Origin of the sequence: Yersinia pekkanenii (genome assembly GCF_001152565.1) — a bacterium.
Classification (GTDB): Bacteria; Pseudomonadota; Gammaproteobacteria; order Enterobacterales; family Enterobacteriaceae; genus Yersinia; species Yersinia pekkanenii.
Genome location: NZ_CQAZ01000023.1, coordinates 19,622 through 34,647 on the forward strand (window position 1 = coordinate 19,622; position 15,026 = coordinate 34,647).

Here is a 15,026-nt window from a genome sequence, read left to right on the forward strand (position 1 = left end):
GCGGTCCTCTAGCCTGCTTTCTAAGCTGCCTGTGCGGCAGTGAACGAATTAGAAGCCCTAAAATAAACTATCAATCTTTTCTAAGCTGCCTGTGCGGCAGTGAACGCATTTTGTCGATATCTTTAACCAGCGTTTCATTTCTAAGCTGCCTGTGCGGCAGTGAACGATAGGCCATATTAAATCTGGTAAGCAGCCGGTTTCTAAGCTGCCTGTGCGGCAGTGAACATAATTACTTTACTATAGTAAAGTGAATTATCTTTCTAAGCTGCCTGTGCGGCAGTGAACCCATTTAACTGGGTCTGGCGTGGTGACCTGTGTTTCTAAGCTGCCTGTGCGGCAGTGAACGAAAATTAATTGAGTACCGTATTATTTCTCGATTTCTAAGCTGCCTGTGCGGCAGTGAACGCTTTGCGCAGCCTTCTTTATCTTTAGTGTTGTTTCTAAGCTGCCTGTGCGGCAGTGAACGGTTATACTCGCATCGCTAACGAGCTGCTTGATTTCTAAGCTGCCTGTGCGGCAGTGAACGTATGGCAAATAGAAGGCAGTCATCTCGTTCTTTTCTAAGCTGCCTGTGCGGCAGTGAACCATAAGTAAATGTACTGCGAACATTTAATTTAGTTTCTAAGCTGCCTGTGCGGCAGTGAACTCCGATATCAAGTGGCCTGAATTACCTAACTAATTTCTAAGCTGCCTGTGCGGCAGTGAACTGTTATACAATACACATATCTTTCTGATGATAAAAGAAAAATAGGCTGAGAGAGCAAAAAAGGCTTTTTTAATGCGCTCGGCCAATCCTATATAAAATCAATAGGTTAGAATTTACCGAAAAAAGAGGGTTAAAAACCGAAAATGGTGGCGTCATCGTTCTGCATTACTCTTACCAGCCACGGCGGACTATTAGCCGCCGCGCTGATAATCGCGCTGGAGACACTAATCACGCGTTTGAGGGTTAGTTAATTTTGTTTACTGGGTAGGAAGATACCCTGCTCCGGCAGCGGTATTGTTGATGCTACAAAGTGTCTATGGCAAACGGTGTAATTCAATCCATCGCATATGTCGGCCCGTTCCTGCCAATAACAGCATTAAGGAAAAGGCCGCAGAAATACCATGGCTGCTACAAATTCAGTGTTTTCTTTGAATTCAACGCACTGTGAATGGCCGCTTCTAATTCGTTGACTTCAAATTTTGCCACATAAGCATCAGCCCCCACTTTACGAACATGATCTTCATTCGCACTACCCGATAACGAAGAATGAATAATCACCGGGATATTCTTCAGAAACTCATCGCGTTTAATATTCAACGTTAGGGTAAAACCATCCATCTCCGGCATTTCCAAATCAGTCAATACAAACGCGATTTTATCCGAGATAGGCTTACCTTCTGCCCGTGCTTCTTCTGCCATTTGCTTTATCTTATTCCAGGCTGCCAAACCGGTGATATGCATCACGGCTGGAATATTCATCATCTTCAGACCTTGTTCAAGCATTAAACGAGCGACTTTAGAATCCTCCGCCACAATGGCGACTGCACCCGGTTTTAATTCAAACGCTTTGGTTTTTTCACTGTCAATTTGCACATTGCGACTCGCCGGAAGAATGTCATACAAAATCTGTTCAACATCCAGTACCAAAGCCAGGCGATTACTTGCAGTGTCATTATCCAGCCGTGCAATACTGGTGATATTACGGCTCTTCACACCCGCGTCGGCTGTCAATACCTGACTCCATTCAAGACGGACAATATCGTCAACCGACTCTACCGCAAAGGCTTGAGTGCTACGGGCATATTCGGTCACCAATAGAATATTTAACCCGGTTTTTGGCACACAACCGACGATAGCCGGAAGATCAATCACCGGAATGATCTCCCCGCGAATATTCGCGATACCCATCATCGGAGATACCATGCCCGCAGCCTTAGTCAGCGTAGGCATGGGTACAATTTCACGCAGCTTGAACACGTTGATACCAAATAACTCGGATTTTTCTTCTTCTTGAGACATGCCTAGACGAAATAGCAACAGTTCAAACCGGTTAGTTGAGGTGAGATTGGTTCTCTCTTCAATCTCTTTTTGAAAGTTATCCATCGTTTCCCCAATGCGAATGATGATTAATAAGGAATAACAAAGCGAATTTAGTCATTCGGTAAATAAGGAATAACATTCTGCTTAACTCGTTATCGGCAAGCGGCAGGAAATGATTAATAATTCGACTTAAGAGGTAGGATTATCAGTATTACGATGGGTTTAATTTTTTTACAGTTCGTGAGTTTCAGCCCATGACCGATGCAGTGTTCTCAAATCATTTCCCCCGCGAACATCCTGTCACTGAGAAAATCGATAAAAACTTGAGCTTGGCCGGTGGATATCAACTAATTGGCGTAAATAATTTTGTCCGCATATAACTTTTCAATTTCTTGCTTATGAAGATTCTTTTTCTTATCTGTAACGATAATATCAATATCATTGATATCACTTATTTTCATTAAGCCACTTTGACCAAATTTGCTTGAATCGCATAAAATCACTTTCTGCCGCCCCATCGACAACATTTTCTTGGCGATACGCCCTTCATCCAGATTTTTAACCATTACACCGAAATCACTGTCTATTCCCCCCACCCCAACAAAGGAAAAATCAGTGTGAATATCATTCATTTGTTCAATGGTCTGAATACCCAGATTAGCTTTATAAGTGTGATTGTACTCACCGCCCAGAACATGAACAATTGCCATATTGTTTTTGCTTTTAATTTGATCAGCAATTAATGCAGAATTAGTAAAGATAGTAAATTTAACCAGTGGTAAGAATGAGGCAAAAATAAGTGTAGTGGTACAGGAGTCAATATACAGCGAGTCATTTTCCGTTACCAACGATGCGGCATATTGACCAATCAACATTTTCTCTGGCCGATTTAAATCCATTCGTTGAGCAAAACTGCCCTCTTGTATATTCTGAACTTTTATCGCCCCACCGTGAACTTTAGTGACTTCACCACTTTTTTCCAGATAGGAGAGATCCCGGCGAATAGTTTCAGAGGTTACGCCCAATTCTTCGGAAAGCCCAATAACAGAAACCTCACCCAGGCTGTCAAGCTTCTCTAGAATAAACTGTTTACGTTTGATCTGATTCATAAGGATAACGGCCTGATCCCTTGCGATACAATGAGCGCTATTCTACTCAACTATCAGTTGAAACAAAAGAAATCGGTTGAAACAAAAGACGACTCAATCACAAAGGCCACAATTGATTAATCGCAAAAGCAACACCATGGTGGTTATTATCGGTGCTTACCCTATCCGTATGAGATTTGACTCATTCTCTGGCATTAGCCATTGCTACCCCAACAGCGGAAAACTGGAACATACTGATATCATTGTCCTGATCGCCGATACTCACCACCGATTGCGAAGATATATTTAAGTATTGGCACAAATGTTCTGGTAATTTATTCACTAATAGCGCATCCGTCATTTTCATGATATCCCTACCATTGAGGGGGGTGAAAATAATATCCTGTTTTATTACTGCGTCATATACCCAAGCACCATTAAAGGAAATAAAATAGCGAATAAGCCGCTCCAGCTTAGTATTGCGGATCACCGCGGCGATAGTATCAACCGGTCGGGCCGAGCATAAAACTACCGTACCCTGGTTATGAACCACATGTTTTATTGCGCTTATATTCTGTTTCGATACTTTATTATCCTAATTAAGCAACGTGCCATCTAAATCAATCGCTAATAATCTATACATACTTCTATTCCCAATAAAAAAGGGAGAATACGCTTCTCCCTTATAGGCCAAACCAATACAATTAGTGGGTAATAAACTGTGAAACAACCTCTTTGGCCGCATTACAAACCACATTATCGATCGCGGTGCCTACTACCAAAATATTCACTCCGGTATTTTTAAATGCCTTAGCATTTTCCAGATTGATTCCTCCTTCAGCCAGCGTTGGCACAGAAACCGCCCCAACCAGTGCAATAAGCCGCTGTTTGATAGCCTCCGGAATATCACCGGCAGTGACCCCTTCATAGCTCATACCGGTCATCAGACCAATCATATCCACACCCAGCGCTTCCATCTTTTTAGCGACCTCGGCAACATCAGCCGGGGTTTCCGCTGCAATACCAAAGGTATGCAAATCACTAGGGTGACCAATGTAAGCATCAACGGTCAGGCCATATTTATGGGCCAGATCGACTAACTCTTTTAAATCTTCAAAACTGGATTTATGGGTATGTAAGCCATCAGCACCTGATTGGGCAATCAGTAACATGTCCTGTTCAGTGACCGGTGTTGGTACCGTTTCAGTAAAACCACCCGCAATGCCGACGGTGATAAAGATATCGTCAGCGACCACATTGCGCACTCCCTGCACCGCTTCGGCCATTTGACCAATTGTTATCTCATGGCGAACGCGTTCTGCCGCATGCATGTTCGTCACTCCGTTATGGCCGCGTGCCAATGCCAGAGCTGGATGATTAGGTTCCAATAACTTAACGCCTGAATCACATACTGCTTTCGCTAAGCGAGCATCATCGCCGGTTATTCCGGTACTCAGAATAGTTTGACCACCATGTAACTGAATTGCATTTCGTACTTTATCCATGGCGACGGAACGTTTCTTACTCATATCAGCGTTAAACATGCTTACCTCTACTTGGATTTATATAAAACTGCTTTTTTAATTGTTAACTCTTACCCCGAGATCCCTGGTGTTGCCGATTCGGGTACTACCGGTTTAATTGCGACAAACTTATTGGCTAACAAGGTAATTACGCAGGTTAGAACCAGCGTTACCGCCATCACTATCGCCATATAAAAGGCGTTGTTGGACAAGAAAGGTGAAGCGAAAGCCGGTACATAAGCCACGCCTTTAATATTTAATAGCCCCAGCAACATGCCACCGACACCGGCTGAGAATATCGCCCCGGCAAACACCACTTTATTAGAGAACATGAACGGATAAGCCGATTCGACGAAAGTCCCGAAGCCAAGGTTAATAAGCAAACCCGGTGCGGCAACCGCGGCCTCACTTTTTTCTCGCGGAGCAATAATGTTAGCCAGGTTAATCCCTGCGGCAACCATCACCAGCCCGACCATATCCACGGCGCCGAGGAAACTGACACCTGACTTTTCCATTTCCAGTAATACCAGTGGCAATATGACCGCGTGATAAACCCCGCCCAGAATGGCCGGCCAAATAACCAAACCGGCCAGTAATCCCGCTAAAATTGGGCTGAAAGCCAGCGTGGCTTCAATAGCCAACTTGATATAATCACCTGCTGCTAATGCCAATGGGCTGAGCAGGTAATACATCACCAACCCGGAACATAAACCAGATAAACCACCCGCCACGATGTTGATGGTGGTCATCGGAAATTGCCATTTCAGGCATAACCCGAACAGGTAACGCACCATGATACCGGCACCGATACCCCCCAAAATACCGCCAATTAGCCCGCCCTCAACCGACAAGACCCCAGCGACCACTCCGGCAACAATCGATACTTCATCTAATTCAGAAACCTGTTTTGCGGCAATAACCGCAACAATAACCGGCAGTCCTTTCAGTAACAGTTCAAAGATGGTATTCAGTGATTGCAGGCCCGGAATATGGCTTAATGCCAGCACGATCGCCATGGCAATAAAGCCGGGTAATGCCGGGATCATAATGCTGCGAATATTGATCCGTTTTAACAGGCTCTTATCGCTGCCCGGTGCAGTTACGCTGCTGCTGCCCAGTATCGGGGTATATTTTATCTGCCAGTATTTGCATAGCGAGGCAGCAAACGAGATGGCGCGGGTACGGCTATTGGTACCGGTAGTTCCCGATGTGGCGATGACATTTGCCCCCTTGGAGGTAATCATCGCCATCGAGGTACCACCAGTACCGACAATCGGGATTTTCTTTTCTATCGCAGCCAGAATAGCTTCTTTATTACTGCGATCAGGATCGGCACTCATGATAATGATGCCATCAATTTCACCGGCGCGGATTTGTGCCGCAATGGCGGCATCCGATGATTTTACCGCCTTATTTACCTCTGCCAGTTTTCCCTGGAAGGTAATCTGGGGTTTATCCCTTTCTTCTGCGGTTACTGAATAAACTGCGGCGGCGGTAGTGGGTTTAGCCACGTCCATCGATTCTTCCGCAGCAATAAATTGCACCGCACTGATACCTAAGCCAACAGATTGGAGCTGAGTATAGATTTCTTGCAACAGTCTTTCAGGGTAGGCGCCACCGAGATTGAACAGATTTCCCCCGCTGCTTCCGAGTATTGCTACATTTTTCATGTCGGGCCTCAAAAGATAAGAAAAGTTAGAAAGTGTTATTATGTTTTTAACAGCAATTCACAATCACAGAAATAACCACCCAAAGCAATATTAAACAACATATAAAGATCAGTAAGTCACATTAACGCAACAGAGTTAAATTTCTTTAAATAAATAAAAAGTTATCAATTAAAAAACAAAAATCCTATAAAGACTCATTGCTTGAAATTAAAAACCAATAAATACCATTTGTTGTTTTTGTTTGTTTTGTTGTTTTCGTGATGAGGTTCAAACTATTGACTGGTTAGGTTTTCGATGAGAAAGGAAATGTGAGGCCAAAAATGATGGGGATCGGACCTGATACCCCATGCCGGGTGATGTCAGCGAGTATCAGATCATAATAGAGAGGTCAGTGGGCAATGGCTGCCCTTGATTACTTATTGCACACCCCAGTTTCAATATCATGCCCGGCGGCTTTCCATTCGGGGAAACCTTCAACCCATCGACGTGCTTGCCACCCTTTTGCCCGCAGCAGAGCGACCGCTTTTTCGGATAACATGCAATAAGCGCCACGGCAATAAGCAACCACTTCACTCTCAGAAGAGAGTTCCGCCAACCGCGTTTCCAATTCCTCGACAGGAATATGAATCGCGCCAGGTAAATGCCCTTGTGCGTATTCATTTTCAGGTCGCACATCCAGCAGAAGATTGCGCCGTTCTTTATTCTACAACCGGGTATGGGTGCAGGTATTGCGGCGGTGAAAACACCCCAACCCACCATTGCCCGGCGGCGCAGCCTGATTGCTCATGCCAGCTTTGGCGTCGGCCTGTATGTGGCAACCAAAACTCTGGCATTGTTAACCGGCTAGCCGCACATAACGCCGCACTATCATACCGTTGGGCGATAACGCCATAACCAGCGGCCGGTAGACATGCGGCGGTAAAACAGCACGCCACGGACTATCCAGTCGAGGAACATCCCCATCCACACGCCAGTAACACCGAACCCTAATGTCACACCAAGAATATAACCCGCAATAATGCGACAACCCCACATCCCTGCCAGCGCTACCCACATGGTATAACTGGCATCTTTCGCCCCTTTTAGACCGGAGGGCAACACCCAGGCCGCCGCCCAAATAGGCATAAATAATGCATTTATCCAGATCAGGTGCTTAACCACGTTGATAACGCCCGGCTCATTGGTATACAGCGAGGCCAGGCGTCCGGCGCTGGGGATCGATAATAGCGCAATAAAGCACACACCCAGAGTTGATAACCAGAAGATATGCTTAAGTTGGCGGATCGGTTGCAAAATTTGCCCTTTCCCCAAGCGGGTGCCAATAATAATCGTTGAGGTATATCCCAGCGCATTGCCCGGCAGGTTAATCAGCCCGACGATTGAAAAAGCGATAAAGTTACCGGCGATCACATCGGTGCCCATACCGGCGACAAAGCGCTGAGTAATCAGCTTGCCGATGCTAAACATCACGGATTCAACACTGGCGGGAATACCGATGCTCAAGACTTCAAACATAATGGCCGAGGTAAACGGCATAAAATAGGTTTTAAAGGGGATCCGCAGGGTATTATTAGCACCGTAAATCAGCACCAACACCACGACCAGCGCGCCAATATAGCGTGAAAGCGTGATGCCAATCCCTGCGCCGACAAAACCCACGCCTTGCCAGTCAAATAGCCCGTAAATCAGCACGCTGCTGATAACAATATTGAGAATATTCATCGCAATATTGATAAACATCGGCAACCGGGTATTGCCAGCACCGCGTAACGCACCACATCCCACCAAAGTTATCGCCATTGCCGGATAATTCCAGACGGTCAAATGCAGATAGGTTAGCGCCATCGCCTTAACCGCCGGGTCTGCCTGATTAGCCATCAGATTGATAATTCCCTCACCGACAAAATGCACCAGTAGCACCAACAATAATGAGATTAAAACTAATAGAGAGATAGATTCACGAGCCGCTGTTTGTGCCTGTTTTCGTTTACGTTGCCCCAGGCTGAATGACACCACTACCGATGTTCCCAGTGCAACTGCGGCAAAAAAGGCTGCAATCAGCATATTAAAGCTATCGGCCAAGCCTACCGCCGCCATCGCTTCTTTACCCAACCAACTGACCAGCAGAGTACTGAACACCCCCATCAGCAGTACACATAACCCTTCAATAAACAGCGGAATAGCCAGTGGCGTTATCTCACGCCAAAACAGTACCCGATAGGATTTTCGCTTTTGATACCACGCGCTTTCGCGAAAGATTTTCACCTTAACAGCCCCTGAAATCACGTCCATTTGCATACATCCGTGCTTTCCACCACTATGGTGAGACATCCCGATGCGTTGATTTACTATGGTGATTTCCCACGTTAAATTTTAACGTTTTGCTCGCAGTAAAAAATCCATGCAGATCTCACAATGAAACATGAAATTTATTTAAATGAAATGCCATTTCATCATAATGGCGATGAAATACTTATGCAATGAAACATACATAAATATGCAAAATGTCTTTGACTCGAATGTGGGTTTTGCGATATCAATGTAGGCATTGAAACCTTTGCCAGACTGACCTAATTCATACAGGATTTAATTGATGACAACTATTCTCAAACACCTTCCTATTAATCAGCGTGTTGGTATTGCTTTTTCCGGTGGTTTGGACACCAGTGCAGCCCTATTATGGATGCAAAAAAAAGGCGCGATCCCTTACGCCTATACCGCTAATTTGGGTCAGCCTGATGAAGACGATTACGATGCTATTCCGCGTAAAGCGATGGCATACGGCGCTGAGAAAGCCCGCCTGATTGATTGCCGTAAACAGTTAGTTGCCGAAGGCATCGCTGCCATTCAATGTGGTGCATTCCATAACACTACCGCCGGTGTCACCTACTTCAACACCACTCCGCTGGGCCGTGCGGTGACGGGCACCATGCTAGTGGCCGCGATGAAAGAAGATGACGTCAATATCTGGGGTGACGGCAGTACTTATAAAGGCAACGATATTGAGCGTTTCTATCGTTACGGTCTGCTGACCAATGCTGAATTGAAAATTTACAAGCCATGGCTGGATACCGATTTTATCGATGAGCTAGGTGGTCGCCTTGAAATGTCCGAGTTTATGCTTCAGTCCGGTTTCGATTACAAAATGTCGACCGAAAAAGCCTATTCCACTGACTCCAACATGTTAGGTGCCACTCACGAAGCTAAAGATCTGGAATTCCTTAATTCCAGCGTCAAAATTGTTAACCCGATTATGGGGGTGAAATTCTGGGACGAAAACGTGGTGGTGAAAGCGGAAGAAGTCTCTATCCGTTTTGAGCGCGGCTATCCGGTCGCCCTGAATGGTGTGACCTTTGACGACAGCGTTGAGCTGATGATGGAAGCTAACCGCATCGGTGGCCGTCACGGTCTGGGCATGAGTGACCAGATTGAAAACCGTATTATTGAAGCCAAGAGCCGTGGCATTTATGAAGCCCCAGGAATGGCGCTGTTGCATATCGCATACGAGCGTCTGCTGACCGGTATTCATAACGAAGATACCATTGAGCAATATCATTCCAATGGTCGGGTGCTGGGCCGCTTGCTGTACCAAGGCCGTTGGTTCGATCCACAAGCCCTGATGCTGCGTGACTCTATACAGCGTTGGGTTGCCAGCGAGATAACCGGTGTGGTCACGCTGGAACTGCGCCGTGGTAATGACTATACCATTCTGAATACGGTGTCTGACAATCTGACCTACAAACCAGAGCGCCTGACCATGGAGAAAGGCGATTCAGTGTTCTCACCGGATGATCGTATCGGTCAGTTGACCATGCGTAATCTGGATATCACTGATACCCGTGCGAAGTTGTTCAATTACGTTGAGACGGGGTTGTTGTCCAGCTCAGCAACAACTGGGTTGCCACAGGTAGATAATAATAATTTAGGCGCGCGTGGGATCCACGACAAAGGTTAATAATGAGTTGGATATTGTACGGTTGACATAAATTGCTACGGTTGACATAAATTGAGGCATCAACTGACCTCTGATACCTCAACCCCCTGGGAGGCCATAATCAATTGGCCCCCAGGTTTCTCGAGCTTACGCCCATACCGCCAACTCCTCATACGGCTAATCCTGGTCAAAACCCGACTATCGTGGCCGTAGTTCCGCCTGGTTGGTTTCAACGTCATAAGCACCTTCAATGCAAAGGTTGATAGGATACGGATCCCACATAATCAACCCTCCAATCTCAAACTGAACAATACCCTTTCTGGCATTATGCATTTGGCTGACCACCAGCGATTCAGCAATGACTCGAGGCTCAAAACGGATAATAGCCTCGCGGATAATTCGCTCAATGGTCGTCCAACCATGGGGAGTTGCATGTCTCCCCACCAAGGGGGCAATACCATAATTTAATACCGACTTTGCGACCCATTGATGGCGCTGTTCATCAAGCCGGTCATCGATATTGGTATTATTTAATATCTCGCCAATATTCTGCTGTACCAGTTTTCGCATAGTACGCGAGTCATAAAAGAACTTATCATGCGGCTCTAATCGCTTTTTAGGTTCATCATCGAGTAAGCGTTCTAATAGTGCGGGCAAAAACTGTCTCTTCTTTTCCATTACCTAACCTGTTCGTCAAACCTAAATTCTTCAACATCAAACAATGCATACTCAGTTTGGTCCGTAATAAACATCTTCCGTCCAGAGCCAATATAAAGCGAATCTGCCGGTTGATCCCATTCTGTTTTCAGGCCGAGCTTAGTGTCATTATCGGCATCGGTTCCTAATGGGTAACGCGCCGGTATGTAGCCGTACCATACTTTATTATTCACAGTAAGTTGTGCCGGTGCCCAGACCAGATCGGTAATATTGGTCGGTTTGGAAACCTTCATTAACTGCACATCAGCAAAAGGAACCCAGCGGTAACCACCTGCGCTGATAAATTCACACACCGGCCCGATCCGCCCATCGCTATCGGCAATCCAAGAGAACGATGTTGCTGAACTACTTTCACCTGCACTTTCAGGCGCTTGTGATAATGCTTGCTGACGGAACTCTTCACTTTGTGGGTAATCACCCTGGTGCAAACATTGGTTCGCTTGCTGCATCAATGCGACCCATTCAGGCAAAGCGTTACCCAAAGTACCTGGGCCACGTTTCCCTGCCAAAACTTCCTCACGCAACCTTTCACTCAATACCAGGTTCTTATAAAGCTCAGCCTGTTTGGTCATGTCTGGTGCAATCTGGGTCAATGTTTCAAGCTGCAATAGCGCTTTTTGCCATAATCCGCCAAGGCAATAGAGCTTGAATAATAACTCACGCGCATCGGTATCTGTTGGTTTCGCTTTTAGTTTAGCAATCACTTCTGACTGTATTTCAGTTAACGAACTGCTTTTTAATAATTCAGTTAAGTTTGTTGTATTCATTATTATATCCGCATTAAAATTTATAAATGGCTATCTAGCCCTAACTTGTGGAGTTCCTGGAATACCAGCGCAGGTACACTGTTTTTTTCTTTTGTTATGATATGCTCCGGTGCCAGTACTTTTAACAAATCTACCTTTTCCTCGTGATGGGATGTTTCCAGGTAATCAATTACGCTTAATTCCTTGGTGACTCTATCGATAAGCCCACCAGAATCTAAAATACATTCTGTTAGCGTTTTATCCTTTACGCATTCCCTTATATTCTCTAGAAAACCGTCATTAGCAGGCAATTTTGTCGCCTGCTGTTGATCCTTTTCTGAAAACTCTCGGCCTTGCTCGCCCCACATTAGGAATCGTTTATATTCCAGCTCCAGGCGTTTCAGGATATCCGGTTCCTGCTGATCGTAAGCATGCACCTCACTAATGTCATCGAAATAAGAGATGTAATGACCACCATGTAACAGGATATCTTCGATTTCCGGCAGATCGGCAGTATTGTGGGTCGTGGATGGTTCCAACATTAACCGATTAACCCCCGATAAAGACGTTGGATGATCCGCAGACAATTGCGGCACCGTCGCCGGCCACATCACCCGCCCGGGCTACCGGGAGGTTATTGATAAATACGGTTCCAGAACCGGTGACCACCGAGGTCATTCCGACCAACGAGGATGATGCGGCACTTCCACCCGCAACAGCGCCGGGAATGGAATTAATGAACACATTGAGTGAACCACTGCATATTGCACCACAACTGGTGGCATCTCCTTTCCTTGCTGCAGGTAACATTTTTTCATCTCACTTAATTATATTTTCGGTCAAAGAAACAACGTTCTCAGCATATCGGCTTCCCATAATTGCTCATGTTCACACCCTATATGCTGAGCACCTTTTATCTTTCAGAATCAAGGTGGAGGAGTCTGTACATCTGTCGCGGTCGGCGTTGGCGTCTCTGTCTCAGTCGGCGTTGGCGTCTCTGTCTCGGTCGGCGTTGGCGTCTCTGTCTCGGTCGGCGTTGGCGTCTCTGTCTCGGTTGGCGGATCAATTGTCGGTACTGGTGGATCAATCGTCGGTACTGGTGGATCAATCGGCACTAGCGGCAATGGTGGTAACGGTAGTGGTAACCCAATTCCACCACCCAATAATGCCAGCCCCGCAAGGCTCGAAAGAGCCGCTAACCCCCCACCTGCGCCGCCACCCTTCTTACCGCAACAATCGTCAGAGTTGAGGTGAATCTCTCCCCCCTGAATAATGACTTTCTTTTTACCTATAATTTTGATGGTATCGGCACTGAGCACCAGCTCACCACCCGCACCGATCGCTACAGCGCCACCCGCAACCAGTGTTGCTGCACCACCCGCGGCAACCTGATGGGCCCCGCCGACAGAAAGGGCATTGTAGCCCCCGACGTTAGTCAGGTTAGCGCCGCCCACGTTAGTCGCATTGGCTAAAGCCACGTTCAATGCATGGGTCGCCCCCACCACCACACTACGTGCCAACCCCACTTGTATCGAGGAGGCTAAAGCGATGGATTGAGCGGCAGCACCGAGCACCGTTGATGTCGAGTTAGCGCCCACAATAACACTGCGATTAGCACCCACACTGAGATCGGCATTGGCACCGATGATTTGCGTTTCATCGTTTTTCGTCAGACGCGCCATATCGCGCTCAGCCTGCTCCCAATATTGCTCCAGGCCCGGTTTATCCTCAAAACGTACACCGTTATAGTTAGTCAGCCCGCCACCAATAGAGCGGCTGACCATACCACTTTGTGTCGCATTGGCCGGTAAATCCCAAGGTGGGCGGGTCACGTTATTGTAGAGGCTACCACTGACTAACGGACGATCCGGATCACCGTTAATACAGTCGACCAGCACTTCCTGACCAATACGCGGAATATAAATCCCACCAAAACTGTTGCCTGCCCAAGCCTGGCTAACCCGTAGCCAGCACGAATCTGACTCTGAGTTTTTGCCATAACGGTCCCAGACAAATCGTACTTTTACCCGGCCATATTCATCAGTCCAAACCTCTTCACCTGGAGGCCCCACTACCATGGCATTCTGTGGCCCGCTGGTTTTTGGCTTGGGTGTTAGCTGTGGGTGACGATAGATCTTGGTGGTCGGCTGAACCGTAAAGGTGGTTTCATAACGAAACTCATCCCCGTGAGAGAGCTGCTCAACCTCGGTCACTGACAAACGGCTGGAAATAACCATGTATTCACGGTTAGCTTTATCAACCGGGAAACCTTGCAGTTCAAAGTTAGCACCGCAAACGATGCCACGAACTGCACCGGAACCGGTCGCTCGTGAACCCAAGGCTCCACGTTCTTCGATACGTACCCGCGCGAGGTGTTCACCGATGTCCGGCTGATCATAATCCCCAGGCCATTGATAGATCTCAAGATCATTAAAACTGGTTTTACGCGGCTTGCTGTCCATGGTCAAAATGTCAGCACGCGACTTGGTAAAATCATAATCGTTATAGACCCAACGCCCTGTGGTCAGGGCTTCCTGAGTCTGGAATTGGGTAATGTACTCTTCCCCGGCCTTTGGCTGATCCGAGAGATACTCAATGGTATGGTAGGCTGCACTGAAATAGCGTTTATGCGCACCGACATGATCAACTAAAATTAATTTTTGTTTATGATCATCATGTTCAAAGAACCAGTAAATGCCCCACTCTTCCATCAAACGCTGGAGGAAGTTAAAGTCGGTTTCACCGTACTGCACCTGAAAATCGAGGTTCGGGTAAGTGGTTGCCAGCCGTTTTTCAAACGGGAAATTATAGTCGCCTAACACTTCATCAATAATATCGACTACATTCTTGTTCTGAAAAATCTTAAAATCAGAGGTTAAATTAGTCAGATAGAACCAAGGCCGAATAACAATTTCAAATATCGCCTGATTCGCATCACGACCAATAAACCTGGCTTTCTCTACCAGACCAGAAATTTCACGTGTGCCTTTACCAACACCAGTAACATCATCAAGGCCATTGCCATCCAGTTCCATTTCAATCGTCATCTCTTTACCAATTAAGGCTTTGAGATCGATATTGGAGGCCGTTTGCCAAGGAATAGATGGATTAGCCGGGGTTTTTGCCGTAACGGTATATGAATACAAAGTCGAAAAGGCTTCTTCACCTTCCAACTTTGACAGTACCAGCGCAGGCTCACCCAATAAATAAGGCATAACCCGACTGCTCAACTTTATTGTCCTTGACATATTAATACCTAATATCTGGTTAATATCGCAAAGTGCTAATTACACTCTTAATTGTCTGTTCATAATGACGAGTC

General features: G+C 46.4%; 13 protein-coding genes, 2 pseudogenes and 1 CRISPR repeat array. Of the genes and pseudogenes, 2 read left to right on the forward strand and 13 right to left on the reverse strand.

Annotation, left to right across the window (positions count from 1 at the left end; all coding sequences use genetic code 11):
- Positions 1–17: 17 nt before the first annotated feature.
- Positions 18–707: a CRISPR direct-repeat array (repeat unit 28 nt; unit sequence TTTCTAAGCTGCCTGTGCGGCAGTGAAC).
- 407 nt (positions 708–1,114) lie between these two features.
- The 7 genes and pseudogenes from AEP37_RS12920 to AEP37_RS12945 form a co-directional block, all read right to left on the reverse strand.
- Entirely contained in the window at positions 1,115–2,089 is a 975-nt protein-coding gene (locus AEP37_RS12920; protein ID WP_049613702.1) for a chemotaxis protein, read from the reverse strand.
- 284 nt (positions 2,090–2,373) lie between these two features.
- Positions 2,374–3,135, reverse strand: coding sequence for a DeoR/GlpR family DNA-binding transcription regulator (locus AEP37_RS12925; protein WP_049613703.1), 762 nt, complete (start codon positions 3,133–3,135; stop codon positions 2,374–2,376).
- Positions 3,136–3,316: 181 nt separating this feature from the next.
- Complete coding sequence (locus AEP37_RS27575) at positions 3,317–3,481, reverse strand: HAD hydrolase family protein (protein WP_331462901.1); 165 nt, start codon at positions 3,479–3,481, stop codon at positions 3,317–3,319.
- Positions 3,470–3,697, reverse strand: a pseudogene (locus AEP37_RS27580) (HAD hydrolase family protein); the annotation flags it as partial. The gene AEP37_RS27575 and the pseudogene AEP37_RS27580, both read right to left, overlap by 12 nt.
- Positions 3,698–3,818: 121 nt before the next feature.
- Positions 3,819–4,658: a histidine biosynthesis protein gene (locus AEP37_RS12935; protein ID WP_049613705.1), complete on the reverse strand. Its 840-nt coding sequence runs from the start codon at positions 4,656–4,658 to the stop codon at positions 3,819–3,821.
- Positions 4,659–4,708: 50 nt separating this feature from the next.
- Positions 4,709–6,307: a PTS sugar transporter gene (locus AEP37_RS12940; RefSeq protein WP_049613706.1), complete on the reverse strand. Its 1,599-nt coding sequence runs from the start codon at positions 6,305–6,307 to the stop codon at positions 4,709–4,711.
- 412 nt (positions 6,308–6,719) lie between these two features.
- Positions 6,720–6,980 carry a rhodanese-like domain-containing protein gene (locus AEP37_RS12945; protein ID WP_235801343.1) on the reverse strand — a complete coding sequence of 87 codons (261 nt, stop codon included), beginning with the start codon at positions 6,978–6,980 and terminating at the stop codon, positions 6,720–6,722.
- A gap of 42 nt (positions 6,981–7,022) precedes the next feature.
- On the opposite strand from AEP37_RS12945, the gene AEP37_RS24925 reads away from it, so the two are divergent.
- The gene (locus AEP37_RS24925) at positions 7,023–7,154 is read left to right on the forward strand and encodes a DUF2938 family protein (RefSeq protein ID WP_235801347.1); all 132 of its coding nucleotides are present in this window, start codon (positions 7,023–7,025) and stop codon (positions 7,152–7,154) included.
- 20 nt (positions 7,155–7,174) lie between these two features.
- Here AEP37_RS24925 and AEP37_RS12950 read toward each other — a convergent pair whose 3' ends face one another.
- Complete coding sequence (locus tag AEP37_RS12950) at positions 7,175–8,605, reverse strand: EmmdR/YeeO family multidrug/toxin efflux MATE transporter (RefSeq protein ID WP_082170794.1); 1,431 nt, start codon at positions 8,603–8,605, stop codon at positions 7,175–7,177.
- Positions 8,606–8,900: 295 nt separating this feature from the next.
- On the opposite strand from AEP37_RS12950, the gene argG reads away from it, so the two are divergent.
- On the forward strand, positions 8,901–10,262 hold the full coding sequence (argG, locus tag AEP37_RS12955) for an argininosuccinate synthase (protein WP_049613707.1): 1,362 nt from the start codon (positions 8,901–8,903) through the stop codon (positions 10,260–10,262).
- A 177-nt stretch (positions 10,263–10,439) separates the two neighbouring features.
- On the opposite strand, the gene AEP37_RS12960 is transcribed toward argG, so the two are convergent.
- The 5 genes and pseudogenes from AEP37_RS12960 to AEP37_RS12980 all read right to left on the reverse strand — a co-directional run bounded on the left by AEP37_RS12960 (position 10,440) and on the right by AEP37_RS12980 (position 14,952).
- Positions 10,440–10,919, reverse strand: a complete 480-nt coding sequence (locus AEP37_RS12960) for a type VI secretion system baseplate subunit TssE (protein ID WP_049613708.1) — start codon at positions 10,917–10,919, stop codon at positions 10,440–10,442.
- Positions 10,919–11,725 (reverse strand): type VI secretion system accessory protein TagJ, encoded by an 807-nt coding sequence (locus AEP37_RS12965; RefSeq protein WP_049613709.1) that lies wholly within the window; start codon positions 11,723–11,725, stop codon positions 10,919–10,921. Before AEP37_RS12965 ends, AEP37_RS12960 begins: the two co-directional genes overlap by 1 nt.
- A 20-nt stretch (positions 11,726–11,745) precedes the next feature.
- A pseudogene (locus AEP37_RS12970) lies at positions 11,746–12,255 on the reverse strand (TagK domain-containing protein); the annotation flags it as partial.
- Positions 12,254–12,514, reverse strand: coding sequence for a PAAR domain-containing protein (locus AEP37_RS12975; protein WP_049613710.1), 261 nt, complete (start codon positions 12,512–12,514; stop codon positions 12,254–12,256). The gene AEP37_RS12975 and the pseudogene AEP37_RS12970, both read right to left, overlap by 2 nt.
- A gap of 116 nt (positions 12,515–12,630) precedes the next feature.
- Positions 12,631–14,952, reverse strand: a complete 2,322-nt coding sequence (locus AEP37_RS12980; protein WP_082170795.1) for a type VI secretion system Vgr family protein — start codon at positions 14,950–14,952, stop codon at positions 12,631–12,633.
- Positions 14,953–15,026 lie beyond the last annotated feature (74 nt).